Here is an 18,008-nt window from a genome sequence, read left to right as displayed (position 1 = left end):
TATTATGGAAAATAACCAAAATCAAAACGAATTGAGCATCGAGTTGACAGAAGAAGTAGCAGAAGGAACCTACTCAAATCTTGCGATTATCACTCACTCTAATACTGAATTTGTGGTTGACTTTATCCGTGTGATGCCAGGAGTGCCAAAAGCAAAAGTGAAATCAAGAATCGTTTTGACTCCAGAGCATGCAAAACGCTTGTTAGGTGCATTGGTTGATAACGTGAACCGTTTCGAAGCATTAAATGGCCCAATTAAAATGGACTTAGGTGTTGCTGAACAACCTCAACAAGGTGGTGATCCTACAGTTGCATTCCCTTTTGGAACGCCACAAGGTCAAGCATAGTTGATTGCAGCTATCATTGAGATATCAAAAGCGCCAATTGAACATTGGCGCTTTTTTTATGTCCTTGATTTCAGCAAAGTCTTTCCGATGCTCCAATTGGGTTCATGTACGAAAAAAACGATTGCCCTAACTACCTGTTAAGGGATAAGATCATCAAGATCTAATTAAAATTGAAACATCTGCATATCAGGTAGTGCCTATTAATATTTCTTAATCAATGTTTAGACAGTAATAAGTCAGTGCATATTCAGTCTACACTGAGCAAGCACTGAACGAGCACTGAACAATCACTGAGTAAGCACTGTCTAAAATATAAAGTTGGATGCCATCTGATATTCGCCTGTGGGCTATTGTTAGTTTTGGACTTGGCATTTACTTTTACTAAATTTAGATAACTAATTCAAAAAGGAGATTTATATGGATATTCAAGTGCGGAACTTGACAAAGAAGGATTATGTTGATTTGAAACGATCGATGGAACAGGCTTATGATGGTGCAGGTGAGACCTGGTCAAAGGAAAATATTCAGGATTTGATTGATATATTTCCCGAAGGGCAATTATGTGTGGAGATTGATGGACATGTCGTTGCCTGTGCCTTGTCCATTATCCTGAATTCAAAAAAGAATAATATTTACGATAGCTATTATGAGATTATCGATGACGGTAAGTTTACCAAGCATAGTGATGATGGAGACACCCTTTACGGAATAGAAGTGTTTGTTCATCCGGCACATCGGGCGTTACGTCTCGGCCGGCGTCTCTATGATGCGCGTAAGGAGCTGTGTGAACAGATGAACCTCAAATGTATTGTTGCCGGGGGCCGTATTCCCAATTACCATAACTATGCGGATAAAATGAGTCCGCGGGTTTACATCGAGAAAGTCAAACGCAAGGAGATCTATGATCCGACGCTGACCTTTCAGCTTTCAAATGATTTTCATGTCAAAAAAATACTCAAGCATTATCTGCCTGAAGATGCTGAATCGATGGAGTTTGCTACCCTGTTGGAATGGAATAATATTTATTATGAGTCAGAGACACGGTCCATTTCGACCACCAAGCAGACGATCCGTTTGGGGCTGGTGCAATGGCAGATGCGCTTGTTTGATAATCTGGAGGCATTTTATGATCAGATCGAGTTTTTTGTGGATACCGTGAGTGATTATGGAACAGATTTTATCATGTTTCCGGAATTTTTCAATACGCCGCTCATGAGCCCTTATAACGATCTTCCCGAGCGCCTGGCGATGGAAAGGCTTGCGCAGCATACCTCCGAGATTATCGACCGCATTCAACAGTTTGCTGTATCCTACAACGTTAATATCATTGCGGGTTCCATGCCATTGATGGAAAACAAAAAACTCTACAATGTTTCCTACCTCTGTCATCGCAACGGTAAGCTGGATGAGTTTAAAAAAATTCATATCACGCCAAATGAATTTAAATACTATGGTATGGTGGGTGGTAGTGAAGTGAAAGTATTTGACACCGATTGTGGTAAAGTAGGGCTGTTGATCTGTTACGATGTCGAGTTTCCTGAACTGAGCCGTATTTTGGCCGATCAGGGCATGCAGATTCTATTTGTGCCCTTTATGACGGATACCCAAAACGGGTACATCCGGGTGCGTACCTGCGCGCAGGCCAGGGCGATAGAAAATGAATGTTATGTGGCTATTGCTGGCTCTGTGGGTAATTTGCCGCGTGTGAATAATATGGATATACAATATTCGCAGTCCGCCGTTTTTACTCCTTCAGACTTTGCTTTTCCCAATAATGCCATCAAAGCCGAGGCGACACCGAATGCGGAGATGGTGCTTATTGCCGACGTTGATCTGTATGCGCTGCGCGACCTACATGAGTATGGTACTGTTAAAGTGAAGAAGGATAGGCGGAAGGATCTGTACGAAGTGAAACTTTTGAAGTAAAATTTAAATACGCTTTTAATCTCTTAAAATATGATACAAAAAGTCAAATGGGGGACGCTATCCATGGTCTTAATGATGATGTCATGTCAGTCAAATAAGAAAAGCGATACTGCTCAGGAGGTCCGCACAAATTTTTTTGATGTCTCAGGTATGGATACGACGGTGAATCCAGGAGATAATTTCTTCCAATATGCGAATGGAAGCTGGATGAAAAATACGCAGATCCCGGCATCGGAAACAGGATGGGGCTCCTTTTATGTGCTCGCCGACGAAAATCTGGCAAACCTGAAATCTATTTTGGAAGGGGCCGCAAAGTCCGACAACAAAAAAGGTTCAGATCAGCAAAAGGCTGGCGATTTCTATGCGAGTGGTATGGATACGGTGACGATCGATAAATTGGGTGCGAAACCGATCGAAGGGGCCATTCAAAAAATCAATGGATTGAAAAGTATTGATGAATTGATTGCGTATGCTGCAGATGGATTTAAGGAGGGCGATGGTGATCTTTTTACCTTTTATGTCGCCGCGGATGACCGGATCAGCACTAAGAATGCATTGCAATTTTTTCAGGGGGGACTCAACTTGCCTGAAGCAAGTTATTATTTAGATCAGGATGAGAAAGCGAAGAAGATCCGGGAGGCCTATGTCGCGTATCTGGTCAAGTTATTCGGACTGATCGGTGAAGGGGCAAATGCCCAAAAGTCGGCTGAGGAAGTGCTACGCCTGGAAACAGAAATTGCCAAATCGCATGCCACACCTGTAGAATTGCGGGATCCCATTAAAAACTACCACAAATTTGCGGTACAGGAATTTCAGAAGCAAACGCCAAACCTCAACTGGAAAGATATTCTGCGACGCTTGGATGTGAAGACCGACACGATTTTGGTACAGCAGCCAAAATTTTACCTTGCTTTAAATAATTTGTTGAAGTCGCAGTCCTTAGATAGCTGGAAGACAAAACTAAAAGCAGATTTAGCGAATGCTTCTGCGACGGCACTGAGCAAAGGTTTCCGGGAGGCCAAGTTTGAATTATTCGGGAAAACCCTAAATGGTCAGAAGCAGGAGAAAGAGCGGTGGAAGCTGATGGTGAGTTCGGCGGACGAGAATCTTGGCGAGATTGTGGGTAAGTTGTATGTGGATGAATACTTCAAGCCCGAAGCAAAAAAACGAATGCTCGAATTGGTCGACAATTTGCAGAAAGTCTATAAGAGCCGCATTGAGAAATTGGACTGGATGACGCCTGAAACCAAAAAGAAAGCGATTGAAAAATTGGAAGCCTTCACCAAAAAAATCGGCTACCCGCAGAAGTGGAAAGATTATAGTGATGTGGAAGTCGCCAAAGATACCTACTATGCCAACTTGCAGTCTGCTGCAAAGCATGCTTATAAAGAAATGGCGGGTAAAATTGGTAAACCGGTTGACAAGGCAGAATGGCTGATGACAACACCTACGGTGAATGCCTATTACAATCCACCGTATAATGAGATTGTATTTCCGGCCGGCATCTTGCAGTTCCCCTTCTTTGATGCCAACGCGGACGATGCAATCAATTATGGCGCTATCGGTGCCGTTATCGGACACGAGATGACACATGGTTTTGATGATCAGGGGCGCCAATATGATAAAGACGGTAACTTGAATGACTGGTGGACTGCAGTGGATGCGAAACAGTTTACGGAACGCGCTAATCAGGTAGCGAAGTTATATGGTGGTTTTACGCTGTTGGACAATCAACATGTAAACGGTGAGCTTACTTTAGGTGAAAACCTGGCGGATATCGGCGGTTTAAATATTGCCTATGATGCCTTTAAATTAACCAAACAAGGGCAGGGGCAGGACAAGATTGATGGCTTTACTCCAGATCAACGTTTCTTCCTGAGTTTTGCGCAAGTGTGGCGCGTAAAGAGCAGCGATGAGCGCATGCGGCTACGTTTAAAAGTTGATCCACATAGCCCCGAACAATTTCGGGTAAATGGTCCCGTATACAATATGGAGGCTTTCTATAAAGCATTTAATGTACAGCCTACAGCAAAAATGTATGTGGCACCGGAGAAAAGAATTTTGGTTTGGTAAGCGGAAACAGGCGTGAACAGCATTGTCCTAATACGGATTAAGGTCATGCTGTTCAACTGATAACGTTTAAATGGAAACGAAAAAGTAAATTTGTCTTTGAATTATGATAAAAACTGATTACTTTTGCCCTTCATTTAATAACACATTTAATTAATTAACAATGTACGCAATAGTAAATATAGCAGGACAGCAATTTAAGGTTGCAAAAGACCAGTTCCTTTTTGTACACCGTTTACAAGGAGATGAAGGCGCTAGTATTGAATTTGACAATGTATTGTTAGCAGAAGACGGTGGTAAATTTACCATTGGTACACCTAGCGTTGCTGGTGCAAAAGTTTCGGCTAAAATTTTGTCTCATTTAAAAGGCGATAAAGTTATCGTTTTCAAGAAAAAACGTCGTAAAGGCTACAAAAAGAAAAACGGTCACCGTCAACAATTTTCTAAAATCCAGATCACTGGTATTACGTTATAATTGAATTTTTAATCAGACAAATAGTCTTAAATTAAGATAAAGAAATGGCACACAAAAAAGGTGCGGGTAGTTCTAAGAACGGCCGTGAGTCACATAGCAAGCGTTTAGGTATCAAAATCTTCGGTGGTCAACAAGCAATCGCTGGTAACATCATCGTACGCCAACGCGGTACACAACACAATCCTGACACAAACGTTGGTATTGGTAAAGACCACACATTGTTCGCTTTAGTAGACGGTAAAGTAGTTTTCCGTAAAAAAGCTAACAATAAATCTTATGTATCTGTAGTTCCTACAGAACAAGCGTAAGGTTTTGCAACAATATTGGAAAGGCATCAAGAAATTGATGCCTTTTTTTGTTTGTCTGTTCTCCCATGGATCTACCCTTGGGCAATAGGAACGAAATCGGATGCTACTTGCTGCACTTTCGTTGCACAGAGCCACTATTGGCAATATCGTTGACCCGCAGCGCTGCTGCCCCGCCAATTTATCGGAGTTGGTAATGAGTGCGTTAAGGTTTTGGTTTTATTTAAATTGTTATTTTCTGTTAAATGTAAAGCTTTGGTACAATTTTTATAAAGGATAGGTGTTTTTAAGACAATAGGCGAAACATTCCGGAATACCATTGGATGCAAGCACGATTGAATAAATACTTACATATGAAATACAACAAGTTTGGATATGGTTTGTGTGCGGGGTTATTTGCCTGTTCATTTTATTCCTGTAGTTCGATTTACATGCCTAATGTGCCTTCAGCGCCGATGTTTACAGAAGCTGGGGAGGTATATGTTTCCGGTAATATCAATACAAAGGCTAATGTATCGGCCAACCTGGGGGTAGCCGTAACCGATCATGTAGCTGTCATCGCCAATGGTTCCTATGTGGATAATATATCCAATATCAAAGACTATGCGCAAAAGATGGGCGAAGCGGGGATTGGCTATTATACACGCTTCGGTCGGAAAAATAATCGTGTATTTGAGGTTTACGGGGGGTATGGGCTAGGCAATACCAGTGTGGTTGATAAGCGTTCGTCGACGATGGGACAAGCTATTGTGGAAACGAAGGATATGGATTTTGAAAAGGTGTTTGTGCAGGTAAACTTTTCATCGGAGAAAAAGGATGCCCTAAAGTTGTTTGGCAACCGGCACGATATCGATTACGGTACCATCATTCGGTTGAGCAATATGCGGATGAAGAATTTCGCTATTGATGGTCTTCCGGCAGAGAAAGAAGACAATATGCTTATTGAACCTGTATTTTATACAAGGATGGGCTTAGGGAAAGGATGGAAGCTGCAATATACGAACGGTATGGTATTTGGTTTTAAAAGTAATACCTATTTAAAAGCAGGGTACCCATTGTTTACACTGGGAGTTTTATATAAATTTGGAGGAAAATAGGGATTATGAGCAAGAAAATTTTATTTGGATGTTTGGTTCTGCTGGGTTTGTTTATCGCCGGCTGCGGCGTGAATCGACAAAAGGCACAGATCGAGAATTTGGCGAAATGTAAGTTCGATGTGGAATCGGTAGATAGTATTCGGTTGGCCGGAACATCATTGCAACGACTGATCAAGAATAATCAAATCGACCTGGGAGCAGCGCCAAGCCTGGCGTTGGCCTATTTGCGGAAAGATATTCCATTGAATGCAGTTATCCGACTTAAAATAGACAACCCAACGCTCAAAAAGGCATCAATTAATAAGTTTCAGTATATCATTCTTTATGGTGGACAGCAGCTTGTGGAAGGGATTGTCAATCAATCATTACAAATAGAGCCCGGAGAATCTACCGTAGCCAATGTGCGTATAGCGACCAATATCTATGATTTGTTGAAGAATTCGGACCTGCAGGATTTTTTAATGTCGAGCGATGAGAATAAAAAGGGAATATTTACGTTAAAAGTGAAACCTTCTATCAATATCGCAGGGCAGTCGGTATTCTATCCGGGATATATTACCATCGATAAAGCGGTAAGTCGTAAGATTCTGCTTTAGACAGAGCATACTGTGATAAGATATTAAGGTTTTCCATGAGAATGGAAAACCTTTTTTATTGATCTTGATTTTCAGGCTAGTTAAGTTACCCTGGATACTTGCCAGCATCTGGCTAAATCGATATTACGAATGGACTATTATGTTAAGAATTAAACTGTAATAAAAAAGTTATAGTGTCAAAGTGTAAAGTATACACCTTATTTTATATTTTAGTCTTTAATTACAAACCTAAATATGTTAAAAAGAATCTTTATTCCTGTTTTGTTATTTGCCGGCGTGCACGCTATGGCTCAGAAAGCTTTCGAACCTTATGAACAACCTATTGAAGGGACTAATCTGACGTTCAAAATGCTGGCAATCCCTGGCGGTAATTTTAAAATGGGAACTACAAGTGGTGGGAAAGAGGATGAAAAACCTGCACACGAGGTGAAGTTAGATCCATTTTGGATGGGGCAGTATGAAGTAACCTGGGATCTGTTTGAGCCATTTCTGTATAAAGATTATGAGATCGCAAAGAGTAAGGACGGTAAAGTATCGAAAGAGATTGATGCCGTTACGCGACCGACCAAACCTTATTTGGATATGACTTTTGGTTTTGGAAAGGAAGGGCACCCGGCCCTAGCGATGACCCATTACAATGCTATTCAATTCTGTAAGTGGCTGTATGTCCGTACCGGTGTATTTTACCGTTTACCAACAGAGGCCGAGTGGGAATATGCAGCTCGAGCAGGTTCAAAGACGACTTATTTTTTCGGTGATCAAGCAACGCCATTAGCAGATTATGCCTGGTTTAAAGATAATGCTGAACAGAAAACACATATTGTAGGACAGAAGAAACCGAATCCTTGGGGCCTTTATGATATTTATGGCAATGTTGCCGAATGGACTTATGATCAATATAAGGCCGATAGTTACAATGAAGGTAAAGGCAAGGTATTGACTAATCCTGTAGTCGTTCCGACAACCCTGTATCCACATGTTGTACGTGGTGGTGCTTTTGACAGTGGTGCCGAGGACATGCGCTCTGCAGCGCGTGGTGCCTCAGATCCCGTATGGAAACAGTTGGATCCACAAATTCCAAAAAGTAACTGGTGGTTTCCAGAAGCCCCATTCGTGGGCATGAGACTAGTCAGACCCCTCAACCCACCTAGTCACGAAGAGATTATGGCTTATTACGACAAACAGCCAATCAAAGACTTTTAATATAAAATAATCAATATAAAACTGTTATGGAAAATCTAGAAAGAAGAGATTTTATTAAAACTTCTGCTGTAGTTGCTGGAGGCGCTGTGCTGAGCTCAATGCCTTTATCAGGTGCATATGCCGCTGGTTCGGATGTTATCAAAGTTGCCTTAGTGGGCTGTGGGGGCCGCGGAACTGGAGCTACATTTGATGCGCTAAGTTCGGGCATGAACATTAAAGTGGTGGCTCTTGCAGATGCTTTTAAAGATAATTTAGAGAGTACTTATAAAACGCTGAAGGAAAAATGGCAAGATAAGATCGATGTAAGTGACAATCACAAATTTGTGGGGTTCGATGCATATAAAGATGCAATTCAATTGGCCGATGTTGTTATTTTAGCGACTCCTCCAGGATTTAGACCAATGCATTTTGAGGAAGCGATCCGTCAAGGTAAACATGTTTTCATGGAGAAACCGGTCGCTGTTGATATCCCTGGTGTACAGCAGGTCTTACGTGTGGCTGCAGAAGCTAAACGTAAAAAATTGAATGTTGTAGTCGGTTTACAACGCCGTTATCAAACGAATTACCGTGAGGCGATCAAACGTATCCACGAGGGTGCAATCGGTGATGTTACTTCGGGACAAGTTTATTGGAACTCAGGTGGCGTATGGGTGCGTCCGCGTAAGCCAGAGCAAACTGAAATGGAGTACCAAATGCGTAACTGGTATTATTTCAACTGGTTGTGTGGCGATCATATCGTAGAGCAGCACGTACACAATATTGATATCGCCAATTGGGTGAAAGGTGCTTACCCGGTATCGATCCAAGGTACAGGTAGCAGGGCACACCGCACCGGCAAAGAGTATGGTGAAATCTATGATAATTTTGCATTAGAATTGACCTATGCCGACAACAGCGTTGTTTATAGTCAATGTAGACACTTCGAAGGTATACATAACCGTGTAGACGAGCAATTCCAGGCAACAAAAGGACGTGCTTATCTTTCTGCAGGTGGACAGGCTGTATTGTACGACTGGAAGGGAAAGGAAATCTATCGCCATGATGCGAAGGGTAATCCAAACCCGTATCAGCAAGAACATAAAGAACTATTTACGGCAATTTCGAAAGGCGAATATAAATTTGATAATGCAGAATATGGTGCTTACAGTACGTTAACAGGTATTATCGGACGTATCGCTTGTTATACCGGTAAGGTAATCAAGTGGGATGAAGCCTTGAAATCGACCATCAAATTGGGACCAGATGTACTTGCTTGGGATGCTAAACCAAAATTACTTCCGGATGCAGAAGGTTTTTACCCAGTAGCGATGCCTGGTCAAAACACCAACTTATATATTTAAGCAATTGGGCCGATGGGATTAAAGTGGAATTTGTGCCTTCTATTTTTTGCTACGATTTGTTGCATTGATGCACAGGCGCAGATACCGGCAACGAAACCCCATAAAATTCGGCTGGAGGGACCCGCGCAGGGTACCCAATTCCATATCACTTACTTCGCTTCCGACAGTCTTGTTAGGCGGTCGGAAGTTGACAGTATCTTAACGGCAATCGATTTGTCGATGTCAATTTACCGCAAAGACTCGAGGATATCCAAGTTCAATACAGATACGGTAATGTCTGTTGTGATGGATAGCCACATGGCTAAGGTGATAAATGCTTCCTTTAAATACCACAAATTATCGAAAGGTCAATTCGATATCACTATTGCCCCGTTGGTCAACCTATGGGGCTTTGGTGCTAATAAGAGCCCGGTGGCCCCGGATTCGGCGACGGTACGAAAAGCGAAGGAACTGGTGGGAATGCATTACCTGAAGGTCAGCGGCAACCGGCTGATTAAAAAGAAACAGGGGATTAAAATCGATGTTAATGGTATTGCACAGGGGTATACGGTAGACGTCTTGGCCGACTATCTCGAACGTAAGGGAATTGCCAATTATATGGTCGAGGTAGGTGGTGAAATCAGGGCTTTGGGAACTCCGCCAGGTGGGCAGGGCTTTTCCATTGGTATTGTTCAGCCCGATGGTGAAAGTGGGGAGGAATTGATGACTGCTGTTGCGCAGCTCAATGAAGGGGCGCTGACAACAGCCGGCAGTTTCGAAAAGTTTATTCAATACAAAGGGAAAAAATTGGGTCATCATATTGACCCTGTTTCGGGTTTCCCATACATGACCCATATATTGAGTGTCAGCGTCTATGCGAAGACTGCTATGGAAGCGGATGCACTGGATAATTATTTTATGGGCATGGAACCCGAACAAATTAAGACAAAGGCCAAAAAATTGAAAGGTGTGGCGGTTTTTGTCATTTTTAAAAATAAAAATCAGTCCATAGAAACGATTTATTCGGATGGATTTGGTAAATTATTTAAAAATTAATCAATTATAAATAAAATGAAGAGATCGGATTTTATTAAAGGTAGTCTTTTGGCCGCGGGGGCAGGACTAGCTGGACAGACTTTTGCGTCTACAACTCAAAATACAGCAAATACGATGGATAAAGGAAAGACATTCAATTTAAATTATGCTCCCCATCAGGGAATGTTCAAAAATCATGCAGGTGATAATTTCCTGGATGAAATTCGGTATATGTATGATTTGGGATTCCGTGGAATAGAAGATAATGGCTATTTGGGTAGAACATTGGACGAGCAGCAGAAGATCGGTGATTTATTAGCGAAGTTAGGCATGACCATGGGTGTATTTGTTGTGGATGGCGGACAAAACTGGATGCCTTCTTTAGCGACAGGAAAACAGGAGTATTTGGACAAGTTTGTCGAAACATGCAAGAAGTCTGTCGAAGCTGCCAAGCGTTGTAACGCAAAATGGCTGACTGTGGTACCGGGCTTTTATGAAAGAAAACTGCCTTGGGGTAATCAGTTCAGCAATATCCTTACTGCGATGCGTAAAGGTGCGGAGATCTTTGAACCACATGGTTTGGTGATGGTGTTGGAAACCTTAAGTGATACACCAGATTTGTTTTTGCAGCAAACGCATGAGACCTATGCTTTATGTAAGGCCGTGAATAGTCCATCCTGTAAAATTTTGTATGATATTTATCATATGCAGCGTACCGAAGGAGATTTAATTGCAAATATGAATCGTTGTTGGGATGAAATTGCGTATATTCAAATCGGCGATAATCCAGGTCGTAAAGAACCGACTACGGGCGAGATCAATTATAAAAACGTATTCAAACACATTCATAGTAAAGGATATAAGGGTATCATGGGGATGGAGCATGGTATTTCCAAGCCTGGTAAAGAGGGTGAGGATCGCTTGGTGGCGGCATATCGCGAGGTCGATAGCTTTTTGTAATATTTTAATAGTGTACTATTGACAATTAGATTTAATTTCTTAAATTGAGCAGGTAAAACCAATTAGTAGTATTGTAAAACACCATTTTTTTTATGATTTCATCAACAATAAAATTTAAACTATCCTTTATGATGTTCCTCGAATTTTTTATTTGGGGGGGATGGTTTGTCACATTAGGTACTTTCTTGAGCAAGAATTTGAATGCAACAGAATTTGAAAAGGCCAATGTATTTTCAACACAATCATTGGGAGCGATTATCGCGCCTTTTATTGTCGGAATGATTGCAGACCGTTATTTTAATGCGGAGCGTATTTTGGGTGTTTTACACTTGGTCGGTGCAGTATTAATGTATCAGATGTATAGTGCAACAGACATGTCGACATTTTATCCGTATGTTTTGGCTTATATGATACTTTACATGCCAACATTGGCTTTGACTAGTTCAGTTTCTTTTCGGCAATTGACCAATCCGGAAAAACAATTTTCAGGAATACGTATCTGGGGGACAATTGGTTGGATTGTTGCTGGTTTAGTTATTAGCTATTTTTGGGATGCAAAAGCATCTGAAGGAGCATTAAAAAATACCTTCCTATTATCGGGTGTTGCTTCTTTAGTATTGGGTATATTTTCTTTTGCATTACCTAAAACTCCACCGGTTAAACTGGACGAAAACGAAAAACCGTCCTTTGCATCAATCATTGGTCTGGATGCGATCAAATTGTTGAAAGACAAAAACTTCTTGATCTTTTTCATTTCTTCGGTATTGATCTGTATTCCATTGGCATTTTATTATTCAAATGCAAACCCTTTTCTTTCTGAGATAGGGCTGGAAAATGCTACTGGTAAAATGACAATTGGTCAGGGATCTGAGGTATTGTTCTTGTTGGCACTCCCAATTTTCTTTACAAGATTTGGCTTTAAGAAAACAATTTTGGTCGGTATGTTGGCTTGGGTAATCCGTTACCTGTTATTTGCTTATGGCAATGCAGGTGAATTGTCGTTCATGTTGTTGATCGGTATTGCATTGCACGGTATCTGTTATGACTTTTTCTTTGTTTCGGGACAAATTTATACGGACAGCAAAGCAGGTGTTAAATACAAATCTGCAGCACAGGGCTTGATCACGCTGGCAACATATGGTGTTGGACAGTTGATCGGTTTCTGGGTAGCGGGTTACGTCGGAGACAAATACAAAGCAATGAAAGCAACAGACCTAGCAGGATTCTGGAATCATACCTGGGTTGTACCTGCAATTATCGCAGCTGTTGTATTTTTTATCTTTTTAGCTTTATTTAAGGACGAAAAGATCGACAGTACAAATGCTGCACACTAAACAGAAAAAATAACTATTTAAAAACAAATAATTAGAAGAGAGATGGCAACAAATACTTATGACGCAATTGTAATCGGTTCGGGGATAAGTGGTGGATGGGCTGCGAAAGAATTGACAGAGAAAGGGCTGAAAACAATTATGCTGGAGCGTGGTCGTAACATTGAACACATTAAGGATTACACTGCGCCAAATAAAAATCCATGGGAATGGCCTCATGCTGGCGGTCGTACACAAAAAATGATCGAAGAATATCCGGTTTTGCGTAGAGATTATCCGTTGAATGAGAAGAACCTGGATTTTTGGGTAAATGAAAAGGAGAGTCCATATACAGAGGTAAAACGTTTTGACTGGTACCGTGGGTATCATGTTGGTGGACGTTCTTTAATGTGGGGGAGACAATCTTATCGTTTGGGCGATTTGGATTTTGAAGCTAACTTAAAAGATGGCCACGGTGTGGATTGGCCGATTCGTTATAAGGATATTGCCCCTTGGTATAGTTATGCTGAAAAATTTGCGGGTATCTCCGGAAATAGAGATGGTGTACCATCTTTGCCAGATGGAGATTACATGCCAGCAATGGCGATGAACATTGTTGAAAAAGACCTGGCTGAGCGTTTGAAAAAGCAATATGGTGGTCAACGTCATTTCATCATGGGTAGAACAGCCAACATTACTGTTCCGCATCATGATCGTGTAAATTGTCAATATCAAAATCAATGTTGGTTGGGTTGTAATTTTGGTGCTTATTTCAGTACGCAATCGGCAACTCTTCCTGCAGCACGTAAAACAAACAATCTAACTTTACGTCCTTTTTCTATCGTAACAAAGATTATCTACGATAAAAACACGAAAAAGGCAAAAGGTGTTGAAATTGTTGATGCTGAAACAAACCAAACGTATGAGTTTTTCGCTAAAGTAATTTTTGTTTGTGCATCTGCATTGAACTCGACTTGGGTGTTAATGAACTCAGCTACAGATGTTTGGGAAGGCGGTCTGGGTAGCAGCAGCGGTGAATTGGGCCACAATTTGATGGATCACCATTTCCGTTGTGGTGCCGGAGGTAAAATAGATGGATATTTGGATAGCTATGTATATGGTCGTAGACCAACAGGCTTGTATGTGCCACGTTTTGTAAATGTAGAAGGTGATACCAAAAAACGTGACTATGTACGTGGATTTGGTTACCAGGGTGCTGCAGGTCGTGGACGTTGGTCTGGTGCTGTTGCCGAGATGGAAGTTGGTGGTGCATGGAAAGATGCGATCTGTGAGCCAGGTGACTGGACTGTTGGTTTTACTGCTTTCGGAGAAACCTTGCCATATCACGAAAATAAAATTACACTTGACAAGAGCAAAAAAGATAAATGGGGCTTACCTGTATTATCATTTGACGCTGAGATCAAGGATAATGAATTGAAGATGCGTGGCGACATGCAAAATGAAATGAAGGAAATGTTGGAAAGCATTGGCGTAAAAGATACCTATACGTACGATAACGTATATGGTTTGGGCCAAGGTATCCACGAAATGGGAACTGCCCGCATGGGACGTGATCCAAAAACTTCGGTATTAAATGGTAACAACCAAGTTTGGGATGCATTGAATGTTTTCGTAACGGACGGTTCTTGTATGACTTCTGCAGGTTGTGTCAACCCTTCATTGACGTATATGGCACTTACTGCTCGTGCGGTTGATTTCGCAGTGAGCGAATTGAAAAAAGGTAACATCTAATAGCTAAAGATTGATAACAATGGAAAATAACTCAAATAAGACGAGTAGAAGAGGTTTTATAAAGAGCGCGGCAACAGCTGCTGCGGCTTTTATGATCGTCCCTCGCCATGTATTGGGCGGAAATGGCTTTACAGCTCCAAGTGACAAATTACAAGTAGCAGGTATTGGTGTAGGGGGTAAAGGTTTTAGTGACATCAATGCATTCCATGATTCAGGAAAAGCAGATCTTGCTTTCTTGTGTGATGTGGACGACCGTCGTGCAGCTGGTGCGTTGAAACGTTACCCGAAAGCAAAGTATTACAAAGACTACCGTGAGATGTTGGATAAGGAGCACAAACGTATAGAAGCCGTTTCTGTATCAACTCCAGATCATCAACATGCGATTCAGGCACTTGCAGCTATGCAATTGGGTAAACACGTGTACGTTCAAAAACCGTTGACTCACGATGTATGGGAAGCGAGAGCATTGACGCATGCAGCTAAAAAATATAAAGTGGTTACCCAGATGGGAAATCAAGGTGCATCGAATGATGGACCACGTTTTGTACGTGAGTGGTATGAAGCAGGTCTGATCGGTGATGTACATACGGTATATTGTTGGACAGATCGTCCGGTATGGCCTTCAGGTATTGCATGGCCTACAGGCAAGGCCGAAGTTCCAAAAGAATTGGATTGGGACCTTTGGTTAGGTACAGCGCCTTATAAAGAGTATGTGGATAAATTGGTGCCTTTCAACTGGCGCGGCTGGTGGGATTATGGTACTGGCGCATTGGGCGATATGGGCTGTCACTTGTTGGAAGTTCCTTTCAGTACCTTGGGATTGACATATGTACAGGATGTACAGGCAACTGTAGGATCGGTGTATGTGGATGAATTCAAACGTGGATATTTCCCTGAAAGCTGTCCTCCGTCGAGCCATGCGACATTAACATTCCCTAAAACACCACGTACCAATGGTCCGGTGACTTTACATTGGATGGATGGTGGTATTCAGCCTGCTCGCCCGGATGAATTAGGTCCAAACGAAATTTTTGGTGATGGTGGTAACGGTATCTTACTTGTAGGTACAAAAGGTAAAATCCTTGCGGATACCTACGGCCAGAATGCACGCTTGTTGCCGACTTCAAGAAAAGAGCAGGTGGCACAGAAATATGCCCGTGTACCAGGACAAGAAGGTGGACACTACGCACAATGGGTTGAAGCTTGTCAGGCTGGATACGGCAAGAAAGAAGTAAGTTCACCTTTTGAAATAGCAGGTCCGTTGACAGAAGCTTTATTAATGGCTAACCTGGCAATCAGAGGTGCTGATTTACGTATTGATGGTAAATACCCTGGACGTAACCTGAAATTGTTGTGGGATAACGATAACATGCGTGTCACCAACTTTGACAACGTCAATCAATATGTAAAACGTAATTACAGACAAGGGTGGGAAATGAAATATAATTTCTAAAATTAAGATATTTAGTAGTATGAATAGAAGAGAAGCATTACAACGAGTTGCCTTAATTTTAGGAGGTACCGTTATCGGCGCTAATTTATTTTTGGAAGGTTGTACACGCTCAGCAACCAAAGATGTGCAAGCATTATTTGAAGCGAAGACAACTGATTTATTAGGTGACTTGGCTGAAGCAATCTTACCAGCTACCGCAACTCCGGGTGCGAAAGAAGCAGGGGTAGGAAGTTTTATCCCAGTCATGGTTCGCGATTGTTATACGGAGAAGCAACAAAAGGCATTTTTAACTGGTTTTGCGAGCTTAGATGATAAGGCAAAAGAGGTGAAAGGAAAACCATTCCTGGAGCTTTCTGCGGAAGACAGAACGGCTGTTGCAGCTGCTTTGGATAAAGAAGCAAACGAGTTTAATAAAAAGCAAGCTGAAGATCAAAAGGATATTCTGGAGAAGAATAAAGAAAAACAAAATCAATTGTATAATTATGTTGAGAACGATCCACCACATTGGTTTACGATGTTCAAGCAATTGACATTGACCGGTTTCTTTAACTCGGAGCTGGGTTGTACAAAAGCATTACGTTTTGTGAAGATTCCGGGAAAATTTGATGGTAACCTTCCTTACAAAAAAGGCGATAAGGCATTTGCATAAACGATGCGCTATGTAAGATAAAAAGGGAGGCCCGTAGCCTCCCTTTTTTTATTGTTTCGCGTTCTTATCTTGTTTTCCCTTTTTATTTTGTTTCTATGGCTAGCGCAAAATGAATGCGCTGCTGTTTGGTCACTGTCATAAAGTAACCCTGATCTGTCGCATCACCATTAATCTCTACGGTATCATTATAGCGTAATTCGCGCAGGTAATTCATCTCTAATGATTTGATTTGATTGGTCAATACAAGCTCAATGGGCAACCTGTCCATACACCAGTCCAGGTATTTTACATTGTTGGCGTGATTGACAATATCCAGGTCCGAGAGCTTAACACAATATTCATCAAGATTTTTGACTGTCTGGGAAATATCCAATTTTGAAAATGGCCGTTGTGTTGCGGGACGATCCGGATAGGTGGTAAAATTTTCGGTGGAAATCGCGAGTGTTTCAGAGCTCCGCTTCACGGTATTGATGACAGCCCAATAACTGGTTGCCGTAACATAGATCTGTCCATTGACGGTAATTTCGAAATTCCGTGTTGAGCGTGCGCCCTCTAATTCCTGTATCCAAGTTTTAACCTTGACGATGTCCATCCATTTGGGCAATCGTGCAATCTCTATACGTATGCGGCTAAGTACCCAAGTTTGGTTATGTTTGGCCATTTCTTTAAAACCGAATCCCACAGCATTGGCGTGTTCTCCCGCGGTAAGCTGCAGAATATTGGATAAATCGGAGAAACGAATACGGCCATTAGAATAGCATTGCGTGAAATAAATTTCCCACTCTTTTTCAAAAACAGATTTTTCCATTTACATATTTTTTTGATCAAAAATAGGTAATATGAATGATTTGGGCTATAAATTCAAAATGAAATGACACTATATTTAGATATCTCGTTATAAATGCCTGTTGGACCTGCCGGTGACCCTCAAAGGGGAGTAGTGTGTCCAAAGTACAATCGTTTTTTTATTGTAAAATAAATGATAGTTTTCAAGGATTTAATTGATTTTTATCATGGGAATCGGTAGATTTAAATAAGCCAATGGCAGAAAGAGATAAAATAAGATTGGCTTTAAAGCGTTATAAGAGTAGCATAGCGCAAAACAATAATTTACACATTAAATGCTAGTATTATGGTTGGAGAACTAATAGCTAAAGAGGAAATTCCTCAATTTAAATTTATCCCGGCGAGTGAAGATAAGACAGCGACTTTTATGGATAAATTGAAAGGGGCACTTCGGTTGGGAAATGAGTTTAAATCCAAAACTGAAATCGCCTTTGAGACTGATTCCGGACCAAAGCGTATCGAGACCACCGTATGGTCGTTAACCGATAGATATATTCAGATTAAAAGTGGCGTGTTAATACCACTGAAATCTATTATAGCAATAGACTATTAAATAGACAAACGAAAGGCTCCTCATTTAGTTAAGGAGCCTTTCGCTTTTTAAGAATAGATGCTGCTGAAAAGCGCTTCAAAATCCTGTCCCTTCATGAAGAGGACCTCATGCTG

At 41.4% G+C, this 18,008-nt stretch carries 17 protein-coding genes; 16 read left to right on the top strand and 1 reads right to left on the bottom strand.

What is annotated here, in order from left to right; genetic code table 11:
• The first annotated feature begins 4 nt into the window (after nt 1-4).
• From B3297_RS17270 to B3297_RS17200, 15 genes are all read left to right on the top strand, one after another.
• On the top strand, nt 5-346 hold the full coding sequence (locus B3297_RS17270; protein WP_046672455.1) for a DUF3467 domain-containing protein: 342 nt from the start codon (nt 5-7) through the stop codon (nt 344-346).
• Between the two features lie 417 nt (nt 347-763).
• On the top strand, nt 764-2,272 hold the full coding sequence (locus B3297_RS17265) for a bifunctional GNAT family N-acetyltransferase/carbon-nitrogen hydrolase family protein (protein WP_046672920.1): 1,509 nt from the start codon (nt 764-766) through the stop codon (nt 2,270-2,272).
• 30 nt (nt 2,273-2,302) lie between these two features.
• Entirely contained in the window at nt 2,303-4,345 is a 2,043-nt protein-coding gene (locus tag B3297_RS17260) for a M13 family metallopeptidase (RefSeq protein WP_286779176.1), read from the top strand.
• 160 nt (nt 4,346-4,505) lie between these two features.
• Nucleotides 4,506-4,817, top strand: coding sequence for a 50S ribosomal protein L21 (rplU, locus tag B3297_RS17255; protein WP_028068281.1), 312 nt, complete (start codon nt 4,506-4,508; stop codon nt 4,815-4,817).
• Nucleotides 4,818-4,861: 44 nt separating this feature from the next.
• Nucleotides 4,862-5,125 carry a 50S ribosomal protein L27 gene (rpmA, locus tag B3297_RS17250; protein ID WP_046672918.1) on the top strand — a complete coding sequence of 88 codons (264 nt, stop codon included), beginning with the start codon at nt 4,862-4,864 and terminating at the stop codon, nt 5,123-5,125.
• 350 nt (nt 5,126-5,475) lie between these two features.
• A complete protein-coding gene (locus tag B3297_RS17245) occupies nt 5,476-6,219 on the top strand; it encodes a hypothetical protein (protein WP_286779175.1) in 744 nt (247 codons plus the stop codon).
• Between the two features lie 5 nt (nt 6,220-6,224).
• Nucleotides 6,225-6,815, top strand: coding sequence for a hypothetical protein (locus B3297_RS17240; protein WP_286779174.1), 591 nt, complete (start codon nt 6,225-6,227; stop codon nt 6,813-6,815).
• A 234-nt stretch (nt 6,816-7,049) separates the two neighbouring features.
• The gene (locus tag B3297_RS17235; RefSeq protein ID WP_286779173.1) at nt 7,050-8,018 is read left to right on the top strand and encodes a formylglycine-generating enzyme family protein; all 969 of its coding nucleotides are present in this window, start codon (nt 7,050-7,052) and stop codon (nt 8,016-8,018) included.
• Between the two features lie 26 nt (nt 8,019-8,044).
• Complete coding sequence (locus tag B3297_RS17230) at nt 8,045-9,358, top strand: Gfo/Idh/MocA family oxidoreductase (RefSeq protein ID WP_046672915.1); 1,314 nt, start codon at nt 8,045-8,047, stop codon at nt 9,356-9,358.
• Between the two features lie 12 nt (nt 9,359-9,370).
• On the top strand, nt 9,371-10,393 hold the full coding sequence (locus B3297_RS17225; protein WP_070561138.1) for an FAD:protein FMN transferase: 1,023 nt from the start codon (nt 9,371-9,373) through the stop codon (nt 10,391-10,393).
• 15 nt (nt 10,394-10,408) lie between these two features.
• Nucleotides 10,409-11,332 (top strand): hydroxypyruvate isomerase family protein, encoded by a 924-nt coding sequence (locus B3297_RS17220; RefSeq protein WP_070561137.1) that lies wholly within the window; start codon nt 10,409-10,411, stop codon nt 11,330-11,332.
• Between the two features lie 95 nt (nt 11,333-11,427).
• On the top strand, nt 11,428-12,666 hold the full coding sequence (locus B3297_RS17215; protein WP_070561211.1) for a nucleoside permease: 1,239 nt from the start codon (nt 11,428-11,430) through the stop codon (nt 12,664-12,666).
• 42 nt (nt 12,667-12,708) lie between these two features.
• The gene (locus B3297_RS17210; protein ID WP_286779172.1) at nt 12,709-14,394 is read left to right on the top strand and encodes a GMC oxidoreductase; all 1,686 of its coding nucleotides are present in this window, start codon (nt 12,709-12,711) and stop codon (nt 14,392-14,394) included.
• Nucleotides 14,395-14,413: 19 nt separating this feature from the next.
• Nucleotides 14,414-15,847: a Gfo/Idh/MocA family protein gene (locus B3297_RS17205; RefSeq protein WP_070561135.1), complete on the top strand. Its 1,434-nt coding sequence runs from the start codon at nt 14,414-14,416 to the stop codon at nt 15,845-15,847.
• 19 nt (nt 15,848-15,866) lie between these two features.
• Nucleotides 15,867-16,496 carry a gluconate 2-dehydrogenase subunit 3 family protein gene (locus tag B3297_RS17200; protein ID WP_070561134.1) on the top strand — a complete coding sequence of 210 codons (630 nt, stop codon included), beginning with the start codon at nt 15,867-15,869 and terminating at the stop codon, nt 16,494-16,496.
• 82 nt (nt 16,497-16,578) lie between these two features.
• On the opposite strand, the gene B3297_RS17195 is transcribed toward B3297_RS17200, so the two are convergent.
• Nucleotides 16,579-17,304 (bottom strand): acyl-[acyl-carrier-protein] thioesterase, encoded by a 726-nt coding sequence (locus tag B3297_RS17195; protein ID WP_070561133.1) that lies wholly within the window; start codon nt 17,302-17,304, stop codon nt 16,579-16,581.
• Nucleotides 17,305-17,628: 324 nt separating this feature from the next.
• On the opposite strand from B3297_RS17195, the gene B3297_RS17190 reads away from it, so the two are divergent.
• Nucleotides 17,629-17,895 carry a hypothetical protein gene (locus tag B3297_RS17190; protein WP_172462508.1) on the top strand — a complete coding sequence of 89 codons (267 nt, stop codon included), beginning with the start codon at nt 17,629-17,631 and terminating at the stop codon, nt 17,893-17,895.
• The last annotated feature ends 113 nt before the right edge of the window (nt 17,896-18,008 follow it).

Origin of the sequence: Sphingobacterium sp. UBA3519, assembly GCF_002377215.1 — a bacterium.
In the GTDB taxonomy this organism is placed as follows: Bacteria; Bacteroidota; Bacteroidia; order Sphingobacteriales; family Sphingobacteriaceae; genus Sphingobacterium; species Sphingobacterium multivorum.
This window is presented reverse-complemented; position numbering and strand designations above follow the sequence as displayed.